Genomic DNA, 12,378 nt, shown 5'->3' on the forward strand with positions numbered 1-12,378 from the left:
GATAATATAAATGCTGGTCTATATACCTACCCCGCGCTGATGGCAGCAGACATTTTGCTATATAATAGTGATTTGGTGCCTATAGGAAATGATCAGAAACAGCATCTGGAGTTGACTCGAGATATTGCGACGAGATTTAATTCTATTTATGGAGACACCTTTGTAATTCCAGAGCCATATATCGGAAAAGTAGGTGCTAGAATAATGGATTTGCAAGACCCATCGAAAAAAATGTCCAAATCATCAGAAGATAAAAACGCTACTATTTTGTTAACGGACAAGCCAGAAGAAATTTTGAAAAAATTTAAAAGAGCGGTAACGGACAATGCGGCACAGATAAAGTATGATCCTGAAAATCAACCAGGCATAAGCAATCTCATTAGCATATACGGCGCTGTAACAGATAAAAATTATGAAGCAATCGAAAATGAGTTTTCAGGAAAAGGTTATGGAGATTTCAAGATTGCAGTGGCCGAGGCAGTGATAGAAATACTGAAACCGATACAACAAAAGTATGAGGAATTGCAAAAGGACAAGAGTTATATCGACCAAATAATCAAAGACAATGCTGAAAAGGCCAATTATAAGGCACAAAAAGTGTTGCGTAAAGTGCAAAAGAAAATAGGATTTCCAGCTATAGTGCGTTAACTAAGAAAAAATCCTTAGCACCTGAAATGGCATCTGCAGAAGAAGCGTCATCGAAAACAATGGCATCTGCAGAAGAGGCGTCGTCGAAAACAACAGAATCTGAAAAAGCATCATCGAAAACAATGGCATCTGCAGAAGAGGCGTCGTCGAAAACAACAGAATCTGAAGAAGCATCATCGAAAACAACGGAACCTGAAGAAGCGTCGTCGAAAACAACAGAATCTGAAGAAGCGTCATCGACAACAATGGCACCTGAAGAAGCATCATCGAAAACAATGGAACCTGGAGAGGCATCATCGATAACAATGACATCTGCAGATGGAGCATCATCGAAAACAATGGCATCTGCAGAAGAGGCATCATCGAAAACAATGGCATCTGCAGATGGAGCATCATCGAAAACAATGGCATCTGCAGATGGAGCATCATCGATAACAATGGCATCTGCAGAAGAGGTATCATCGACAACAATGGCATCTGCAGATGGAGCATCATCGACAACAACAGAATCTGAAAAAGCATCATCGAAAACAATGGCATCTGCAGATGGAGCATCATCGATAACAATGACATCTGCAGAAGAGGCATCGTCGAAAACAACAGAATCTGAAAAAGCATCATCGATAACAATGGCATCTGAAGAAGAAGCGTCATCGAAAACAACGGAACCTGGAGAGGCATCATCGAAAACAATGGCATCTGCAGATGGAGCATCATCGAAAACAACGGAATCTGGAGAGGCATCATCGACAACAATGGCATCTGCAGAAGAGGCATCGTCGAAAACAACGGAACCTGGAGAGGCATCATCGAAAACAACGGAACCTGGAGAGGCATCATCGAAAACAATGACATCTGCAGAAGAAGCGTCATCGAAAACAATGGCATCTGCAGAAGAAGCGTCATCGAAAACAATGGCATCTGCAGAAGAAGCGTCATCGAAAACAATGGCATCTGCAGAAGAAGCGTCATCGAAAACAATGGCATCTGCAGAAGAGGCATCGTCGAAAACAACAGAACCTGTAAAAGAGGCATCGTCGAAAACAACAGAACCTGTAAAAGAGGCATCATCGACAACAATGGCATCTGCAGAAGAGGCATTGTCGAAAACAACAGAACCTGTAAAAGAGGCATCGTCGATAACAATGACATCTGCAGAAGAGGCATCGTCGAAAACAACAGAATCTGCAGAAGCGTCATCGAAAACAACGGAACCTGGAGAGGCATCATCGATAACAATGACATCTGCAGGAGAGGCATCGTCGAAAACAACAGAATCTGAAGAAGCGTCATCGACAACAACGGAACCTGAAGAAGCGTCATCGAAAACAATGGCATCTGCAGATGGAGCATCATCGATAACAATGACATCTGCAGATGGAGCATCATCGACAACAATGGCATCTGCAGAAGAAGCGTCATCGAAAACAACGGAACCTGAAGAGGCATCATCGACAACAATGGCATCTGCAGATGGAGCATCATCGAAAACAACAGAATCTGAAGAAGCGTCGTCGAAAACAACAGAATCTGAAGAAGCATCATCGAAAACAATGGCATCTGCAGAAGAGGCATCGTCGAAAACAACGGAACCTGGAGAGGCATCATCGATAACAACAGAATCTGAAAAAGCATCATCGACAACAATGGCATCTGCAGAAGAAGCGTCATCGAAAACAACGGAACCTGGAGAGGCATCATCGATAACAATGACATCTGCAGATGGAGCATCATCGAAGACAACAGAATCTGAAAAAGCATCATCGACAACAATGGCATCTGCAGAAGAGGCGTCGTCGAAAACAACAGAATCTGAAAAAGCATCATCGATAACAATGACATCTGCAGATGGAGCATCATCGAAAACAACGGAACCTGAAGAAGCGTCATCGACAACAATGGCATCTACAGAAGAGGCGTCGTCGAAAACAACAGAATCTGAAGAAGCGTCATCGAAAACAACGGAACCTGAAGAAGCGTCGTCGAAAACAACAGAACCTGTAAAAGAGGCATCGTCGATAACAATGGCATCTGCAGAAGAGGCGTCGTCGAAAACAACAGAATCTGAAGAAGCGTCATCGAAAACAACGGAACCTGAAGAAGCGTCGTCGAAAACAACAGAACCTGTAAAAGAGGCATCGTCGATAACAATGGCATCTGCAGAAGAGGTATCATCGATAACAACGGAACCTGAAGAAGCGTCATCGACAACAATGGCATCTGCAGAAGAGGTATCATCGATAACAACGGAACCTGAAGAAGCGTCATCGAAAACAACAGAACCTGTAAAAGAGGCATCGTCGATAACAACGGAACCTGGAGAGGCATCAGCGATAACAATGGCATCTGCAGAAGAGGCATCGTCGAAAACAACAGAACCTGTAAAAGAGGCATCGTCGAAAACAACAGAATCTGAAGAAGCGTCATCGAAAACAATGGCATCTGCAGAAGAGGCATCATCGATAACAATGACATCTGCAGATGGAGCATCTTCGAAAACAACGGAACCTGAAGAAGCGTCATCGAAAACAACAGAACCTGTAAAAGAGGCATCGTCGATAACAATGACATCTGCAGATGGAGCATCTTCGAAAACAACGGAACCTGAAGAAGCGTCATCGATAACAATGGCATCTGCAGAAGAGGCATCGTCGAAAACAACAGAATCTGAAGAAGCATCATCGAAAACAATGACATCTGCAGAAGAGGCATCGTCGACAACAATGGCATCTGCAGAAGAGGCATCATCGAAAACAACAGAATCTGAAGAAGCATCATCGAAAATAACGGAACCTGGAGAGGCATCATCGAAAACAACGGAACCTGAAGAAGCGTCATCGACAACAATGGCACCTGAAGAAGCATCATCGAAAACAATGGAACCTGGAGAGGCATCATCGATAACAATGACATCTGCAGAAGAGGCATCGTCGAAAACAACAGAATCTGAAGAAGCGTCATCGAAAACAACGGAACCTGGAGAGGCATCATCGATAACAACAGAATCTGAAAAAGCATCATCGAAAGCAATGGCATCTGCAGAAGAGGCATCGTCGAAAACAACAGAATCTGAAGAAGCATCATCGATAACAATGACATCTGCAGAAGAGGCATCGTCGAAAACAACAGAATCTGAAGAAGCATCATCGATAACAATGACATCTGCAGAAGAGGCATCGTCGAAAATAACAGAACCTGGAGAGGCATCATCGATAACAACGGCACCTGAAGAAGCATCGTCGAAAACAATAGAATCTGGAGAGGCATCATCGATAACAATGACATCTGCAGAAGAGGCATCGTCGAAAACAACAGAATCTGAAGAAGCGTCATCGAAAACAATGGCATCTGCAGAAGAGGCATCGTCGAAAACAACAGAACCTGTAAAAGAGGCATCATCGACAACAATGGCATCTGCAGATGGAGCATCATCGAAGACAACAGAATCTGAAAAAGCATCATCGACAACAATGGCATCTGCAGAAGAGGCGTCGTCGAAAACAACAGAATCTGAAAAAGCATCATCGATAACAATGACATCTGCAGATGGAGCATCATCGAAAACAACGGAACCTGAAGAAGCGTCATCGACAACAATGGCATCTGCAGATGGAGCATCATCGAAAACAACGGAACCTGAAGAAGCGTCATCGAAAACAACAGAATCTGAAGAAGCGTCATCGACAACAATGGCATCTGCAGAAGAGGCATCGTCGAAAACAACAGAATCTGAAGAAGCATCATCGAAAACAATGGAACCTGAAGAAGCGTCGTCGAAAACAACGGAACCTGGAGAGGCATCATCGATAACAATGACATCTGCAGAAGAGGCATCATCGATAACAATGGCACCTGAAGAAGCATCATCGAAAATAATGGAACCTGGAGAGGCATCATCGATAACAATGACATCTGCAGAAGAGGCATCATCGAAAACAATGACATCTGCAGAAGAGGCATCGTCGAAAACAACAGAATCTGAAAAAGCATCATCGAAAACAATGGCATCTGCAGAAGAGGCATCGTCGAAAACAACAGAATCTGAAGAAGCATCATCGAAAACAACAGAATCTGAAGAAGCGTCATCGAAAACAACGGAACCTGGAGAGGCATCATCGAAAACAATGACATCTGCAGATGGAGCATCATCGAAAACAACGGAACCTGAAGAAGCGTCATCGAAAACAACAGAACCTGTAAAAGAGGCATCGTCGATAACAATGACATCTGCAGATGGAGCATCATCGAAAACAACAGAATCTGAAGAAGCGTCATCGAAAACAACGGAACCTGGAGAGGCATCATCGACAACAATGACATCTGCAGATGGAGCATCATCGATAACAATGGCATCTGCAGAAGAAGCGTCATCGAAAACAATGGCATCTGAAGAAGCGTCATCGACAACAATGGCATCTGCAGAAGAGGCGTCGTCGAAAACAACAGAATCTGAAGAAGCGTCATCGAAAACAACAGAACCTGCAGAAGAGGCATCGTCGAAAACAACAGAACCTGGAGAGGCATCATCGATAACAACAGAATCTGAAAAAGCATCATCGACAACAATGGCATCTGCAGATGGAGCATCATCGATAACAATGACATCTGCAGAAGAGGCATTGCCGAAAACAACAGAATCTGAAGAAGCATCATCGACAACAATGGCATCTGCAGATGGAGCATCATCGATAACAATGACATCTGCAGAAGAGGCATCGTCGAAAACAATGGAACCTGGAGAGGCATCATCGATAACAATGACATCTGCAGAAGAGGCGTCGTCGATAACAACGGCATCTGAAGAGATTGCGTAAAGTTCAAAAGAAAATAGGATTTCCAGCTATAGTGCGTTAACTAAAAAAAAATCCTTCCAAATGAATAAGAAGGATTTGAAGAGAATAAGAGATTAATTTATTTATGCAGATGGAGCATCATCGACAACAATGGTATCTGCAGATGGAGCATCATCGACAACAATGGCATCTGCAGATGGAGCATCATCGACAACAATGGTATCTGCAGATGGAGCATCATCGATAACAATGGCATCTGCAGATGGAGCATCATCGACAACAATGGCATCTGCAGATGGAGCATCATCGACAACAACAGTCTCTGTAGGAGTGTCTACAATAACCTCGGGAGTTAATATTTGAATATCATATTCAGTACTGATCGCAAGAATTTTTTGTGTAGACATAATATATACATCGTCTCGGTATACAAATCGAATAAATGAATCAGATAATACGGTAATAGTTACATCTTTAAATTCCGTAACACAATTATTAGTATACATTATTAGAGAAAGAGGTGTGCCTGTTGTTTCTGTTAAATAATCTCTCCAAATTGTTGTTAATGTAGCAGGTACGGTTTCTGTAGGTGTTAATGTGAGATTTAAAAGACGTTGACCGATGATAGAATTTTTTGAAGCTGAGATGCCTAGAAAACTTGCCAAATAAAGCCTATTTAAAGTAGCAACGCCAACGTTAGGATAAGAAAATAGCTGAGCCACTATTTGGTCAAACGTTTGATCAGTGGAAACTATACAATTCGAAAGATTGCTTACGTTAGTTAGGTAAATATTAACAAAAGAAAGCTGCATTGTGTATTCTAGAGTAATCTCAGCTTGTAGGTGTGCGATATCCATAAGCATAGAGTTGATATCTATTACATAACCTGCATCTAAATCAGTTCCAGAGATACCTTGAATACCTTGAGGACCTTGGATGCCTTGAATACCTTGAATACCTTGGGGACCCTCAGGACCTTGAATACCCTCTAGGCCTTCTGGACCTTGCGGACCTTGCGGACCTTGTAGACCAGGAAAACCTGGAAGACCCATAGGACCTGTCGCACCTATCGGACCTTGCGGACCTGGAATACCCGGAGCACCATCGAGACCAGCCGGACCTTGCGGACCTGTCGCACCTATCGGACCTTGCGGACCTGGAACACCTGGAACACCTGGAACACCATCGAGACCAGCCGGACCTTGTGGACCTGTTGCACCTATCGGACCTTGTGGACCTGGAACACCCGGAGCACCATCGAGACCAGCCGGACCTTGTGGACCTGTTGCACCTATCGGACCTTGTGGACCTGTCGCACCTATCGGACCTTGTGGACCTGGAGTACCATCGAGACCAGCCGGACCTTGCGGACCCATAGGACCTGGAACACCATCGAGACCTGGAACACCAGCCGGACCTTGCGGACCCATAGGACCTGGAACACCATCGAGACCTGGAACACCAGCCGGACCTTGCGGACCCATAGGACCCGGAATACCATCGAGACCTGGAACACCAGCCGGACCTTGCGGACCCATAGGACCCGGAATACCATCGAGACCTGGAACACCAGCTGGACCTTGCGGACCGATAGGACCTGGAACACCATCGAGACCTGCCGGACCTTGTGGACCTGGAGTACCATCGAGACCAGCCGGACCTTGTGGACCTGTTGCACCTATCGGACCTTGTGGACCTGGAGTACCATCGAGACCAGCCGGACCTTGTGGACCTGTCGCACCTATCGGACCTTGCGGACCTGGAACACCAGCTGGACCTTGCGGACCGATAGGGCCTGGAACATTATCGAGACCTGGAACACCAGCTGGACCTTGTGGACCCATAGGACCTGTCGCACCAGCCGGACCTTGCGGACCCATAGGACCTGGAACACCATCGAGACCTGGAACACCAGCTGGACCTTGCGGACCCATAGGACCCGGAATACCATCGAGACCTGCCGGACCTTGTGGACCTGTTGCACCTATCGGACCTTGCGGACCTGGAGTACCATCGAGACCTGCCGGACCTTGTGGACCTGTCGCACCTATCGGACCTTGCGGACCTGGAACACCAGCTGGACCTTGCGGACCGATAGGGCCTGGAACATTATCGAGACCTGGAATACCAGCTGGACCTTGCGGACCGATAGGACCCATAGGACCCATAGGACCCGGAATACCATCGAGACCTGGAACACCAGCCGGACCTTGTGGACCTGGAGTACCATCGAGACCTGCCGGACCTTGTGGACCTGGAGTACCATCGAGACCTGCCGGACCTTGTGGACCTGTTGCACCTATCGGACCTTGTGGACCTGGAGTACCATCGAGACCTGCCGGACCTTGTGGACCTGTTGCACCTATCGGACCTTGCGGACCTGGAGTACCATCGAGACCTGCCGGACCTTGTGGACCTGTTGCACCTATCGGACCTTGTGGACCTGGAGTACCATCGAGACCTGCCGGACCTTGTGGACCTGTCGCACCTATCGGACCTTGCGGACCTGGAACACCAGCCGGACCTTGCGGACCGATAGGGCCTGGAACATTATCGAGACCTGGAACACCAGCTGGACCTTGTGGACCCATAGGACCTGTCGCACCTTCTGGACCTTGCGGACCTGGAACACCAGCCGGACCTTGCGGACCCATAGGACCCGGAATACCATCGAGACCTGGAACACCAGCCGGACCTTGTGGACCTGTCGCACCTATCGGACCTTGTGGACCTGTCGCACCTATCGGACCTTGTGGACCTGGAGTACCATCGAGACCTGCCGGACCTTGTGGACCTGTTGCACCTATCGGACCTTGCGGACCTGGAGTACCATCGAGACCTGCCGGACCTTGTGGACCTGTCGCACCTATCGGACCTTGCGGACCTGGAACACCATCGAGACCTGCCAGACCTTGTGGACCTGTTGCACCTATCGGACCTTGTGGACCTGGAACACCATCGAGACCAGCCGGACCTTGTGGACCTGTCGCACCTATCGGACCTTGCGGACCTGGAACACCATCGAGACCTGCCAGACCTTGTGGACCTGTTGCACCTATCGGACCTTGTGGACCTGTTGCACCTATCGGACCTTGTGGACCTGGAACACCATCGAGACCTGCCGGACCTTGTGGACCTGTCGCACCTATCGGACCTTGTGGACCTGGAACACCCGGAGCACCATCGAGACCTTGCGGACCTGGAACACCTGGAGTACCATCGAGACCTGGAACACCTGCCGGACCCATAGGACCTGTCGCACCTATCGGACCTTGCGGACCTGGAACACCCGGAGCACCATCGAGACCGCGGCAACCTTGATCGCCTTGCGGACCCATAGGACCTGTCGCACCTATCGGACCTTGCGGACCTGGAATACCCGGAGCGCCATCGAGACCGCGGCAACCTTGATCGCCTTGCGGACCCATAGGACCTGTTGCCCCTGCGATGCCTTGAGCACCCGCTGGACCTGGGAGACCTTGCGGACCCTGTGGACCTTGTGGACCCTGAAGACCTGGCTCTCCTTGTGGACCAACAGGAGTTTTACAACAATCGTCATCGATTGGAGGTATAACAATAGTAGATCCAGGAGGTATTATTGTACTTGTAGAAGTATCTGGCTGGATACTTGAAGGTGGAACGAAGCCACCAGGAAGTGATCCGTGTTGATAATAATATTGCAGGTAGGCTTGTATCAATAGCTCTCTTGTAATATTGGGATTTGGATAAGTATAGTACATAATATATGCTCCTTTTTTAATAATATTTTATATTCATGCTATGCTTGGGACTATTATTGTGTGCTTGGCATGGCGAAATATGGTAAATATATATGGAATTTGATTGATCTGAAGGTACATAATAAAAAAACCCCCCTGAAAACAGAGGAGAAAAGCTGATCGTTTTCTATATTTTTTCTACTACAGTAAAATTGATAACGATGATAATTGTTTCTTCTGCAGAGGAAGAAGTTGGTGTGAATAATTGGATATTGCCATTTGCGGTTAGCGTGGCTTCAGCGACAATTACATCATCAATAGCGACAGCATCTGTTAAGCCAGAGATATTCCAATCTACAGTAATATAATTTGCTATATTAGTAACAGCGGTTATGCCTTCTAGGGAGCCTTGGAATATTACGGAGGTATTGAGTAAAGTAAGAATGTCATCCAATAGCATTCCTTCGTATATTTTTAGTTTAGCGGTTGGTGAAGTAATGATTTCTTCGGTAGGTACAAGAATAGCAGATACATTGGTAATCATAGGAGCAATTGGACTATTTTGCTCTAGAGCCACAAGTCGTTGTATTAAAGGAAGGAGTAATGATTCGTTGAGAATACCAGACTCACCTTTAGGACCTTGAATGCCTCTAGCACCTTGCTTACCAGCGGGACCTTGAATACCTTGTTTACCAGCGGGACCTTGAATACCTCTAGCACCTTGCTTACCAACGGGACCTTGAATGCCTCTAGCACCTTGCTTACCAGCGGGACCTTGAATACCTTGCGGACCAATTGGGCCTTGAGGACCTCCAGCTGGGCCATCGATACCTTGATCACCTTTAGGACCCTCTGGACCTTGCTCGCCTGGGTCACCTTTTTCGCCTTTGTCACCTTTTTCGCCTTTGTCACCTTGGTTGCCTTGGTCGCCTTTTTCGCCTTTGTCACCTTTTTCGCCTTTGTCACCTTTTTCGCCTTTGTCACCTTTTTCGCCTTTGTCACCTTTTTCGCCTTTGTCACCTTGGTTGCCTTTGTCGCCTTTTTCGCCTTTGTCACCTTTTTCGCCTTTGTCACCTTGGTTGCCTTTGTCGCCTTTTTCGCCTTTGTCACCTTTTTCGCCTTTGTCACCTTGGTTGCCTTTGTCGCCTTTTTCGCCTTTGTCACCTTTTTCGCCTTTGTCACCTTGGTTGCCTGTGTCGCCTTTTTCGCCTTTGTCACCTTTTTCGCCTTTGTCACCTTGGTTGCCTTGGTCGCCTTTTTCGCCTTTGTCACCTTTTTCGCCTTTGTCACCTTTTTCGCCTTTGTCACCTTGGTTGCCTTGGTCGCCTTTTTCGCCTTTGTCACCTTGGTTGCCTTTGTCGCCTTTTTCGCCTTTGTCACCTTTTTCGCCTTTGTCACCTTGGTTGCCTTTGTCGCCTTTGTCACCTTTTTCGCCTTTGTCACCTTGGTTGCCTTTTTCGCCTTTGTCACCTTTTTCGCCTTTGTCACCTTGGTTGCCTTTGTCGCCTTTGTCACCTTTTTCGCCTTTGTCACCTTTTTCGCCTTTGTCACCTTGGTTGCCTTTTTCGCCTTTGTCACCTTGGTTGCCTTTGTCGCCTTTTTCGCCTTTGTCACCTTGGTTGCCTTTTTCGCCTTTGTCACCTTTTTCGCCTTTGTCACCTTTTTCGCCTTTGTCACCTTGGTTGCCTTTTTCGCCTTTGTCACCTTTTTCGCCTTTGTCACCTTTTTCGCCTTTGTCACCTTGGTTGCCTTTGTCGCCTTTGTCACCTTTTTCGCCTTTGTCACCTTGGTTGCCTTTGTCGCCTTTGTCACCTTTTTCGCCTTTGTCACCTTGGTTGCCTTTTTCGCCTTTGTCACCTTTTTCGCCTTTGTCACCTTGGTTGCCTTTTTCGCCTTTGTCACCTTTTTCGCCTTTGTCACCTTTTTCGCCTTTGTCACCTTGGATACCTTGCTCACCTGGCTCACCTTGGATACCTTGCTCACCTGGCTCACCTTGGATACCTTGCTCACCTGGCTCACCTTGGATACCTTGCTCACCTGGCTCACCTTGGATACCTTGCTCACCTGGCTCACCTTGGATACCTTGCTCACCTGGCTCACCTTGGATACCTTGCTCACCTTGCTCACCTTGGATACCTTGCTCACCTGGCTCACCTTGGATACCTTGCTCACCTGGCTCACCTTGGATACCTTGCTCACCTGGCTCACCTTGGATACCTTGCTCACCTGGAATACCTTGGATACCTTGCTCACCTGGAATACCTTGGATACCTTGCTCACCTGGAATACCTTGGATACCTTGCTCACCTGGAATACCTTGGATACCTTGCTCACCTGGAATACCTTGGATACCTTGCTCACCTGGAATACCTTGGATACCTTGCTCACCTTGAATACCTTGGATACCTTGCTCACCTGGCTCACCTTGGATACCTTGCTCACCTGGCTCACCTTGGATACCTTGCTCACCTGGCTCACCTTGGATACCTTGGATACCTTGCTCACCTTGAATACCTTGGATACCTTGCTCACCTTGGATACCTTGCTCACCTTGGACACCTTGGACACCTTGGACACCTTGGACACCTTGCTCACCTTGGACACCTTGGACACCTTGGACACCTTGGATACCTTGTTCACCTTGAATACCTTGGATACCTTGCTCACCTTGGATACCTTGTGGCCCTGCTGGACCAGGAGGCTCCATAATATTTTGATTACTTGCTGAATTAAGTTTTGTGTTTGCTTCCATTTTTTTAACCTCCTCTATTTTTACTAGGTAACGTCGATAAAAAGGATATTTGTTACCTTGTACTGTTAATATATGGAAACAAGTGGAAAATGCTACTATTTGTTATAATTTTATGTAAAAAAAACACGGCCCGAGCCGTGTAGGTAGTTTTATTTAAGAACGGTTTGTATTGTATCGTTCAATTTAGTTTTTGGCACTGCTCCTTGAACTTTATTTATTACTTCTCCGTTTTTAATAAACAATATTGTAGGAATTGACATTATGCCGTATCGATTAGATATCTCGCTATGTTCATCGATGTTGAGTTTTCCGATTTTTACCTTGTTTTCATATTCTTCTGCCAATTCATTGATTATTGGGGCAATCATTCTACATGGTGCGCACCAGTCTGCATAAAAATCAACCATAACTGGAATATCCGAGTCTAATGCTTCTTCTTGAAAATTATCTACTGTAAATTCAAATG

5 protein-coding genes are annotated in these 12,378 nt (G+C 46.7%); 2 read left to right on the forward strand and 3 right to left on the reverse strand.

What is annotated here, in order from left to right; genetic code table 11:
* Window positions 1-648, forward strand: a 648-nt coding sequence (gene trpS, locus EPU_RS10870) for a tryptophan--tRNA ligase (protein ID WP_010169341.1), incomplete at its 5' end; no start/stop codon positions are given.
* A gap of 26 nt (window positions 649-674) precedes the next feature.
* Entirely contained in the window at window positions 675-5,462 is a 4,788-nt protein-coding gene (locus EPU_RS13765) for a hypothetical protein (protein WP_010169342.1), read from the forward strand.
* Window positions 5,463-5,563: 101 nt separating this feature from the next.
* Here EPU_RS13765 and EPU_RS14455 read toward each other — a convergent pair whose 3' ends face one another.
* The 3 genes from EPU_RS14455 to trxA form a co-directional block, all read right to left on the reverse strand.
* Complete coding sequence (locus tag EPU_RS14455; RefSeq protein ID WP_010169343.1) at window positions 5,564-9,181, reverse strand: collagen-like domain-containing protein; 3,618 nt, start codon at window positions 9,179-9,181, stop codon at window positions 5,564-5,566.
* A gap of 166 nt (window positions 9,182-9,347) precedes the next feature.
* A complete protein-coding gene (locus EPU_RS14440; RefSeq protein WP_010169344.1) occupies window positions 9,348-11,912 on the reverse strand; it encodes a collagen-like domain-containing protein in 2,565 nt (854 codons plus the stop codon).
* 149 nt (window positions 11,913-12,061) lie between these two features.
* A partial coding sequence (trxA, locus tag EPU_RS12440; protein WP_010169346.1) for a thioredoxin occupies window positions 12,062-12,378 on the reverse strand: 317 nt, incomplete at its 5' end.

This window comes from Candidatus Epulonipiscium viviparus (genome assembly GCF_000171335.1).
Taxonomy (GTDB): domain Bacteria; phylum Bacillota; class Clostridia; order Lachnospirales; family Cellulosilyticaceae; genus Epulonipiscioides; species Epulonipiscioides viviparus.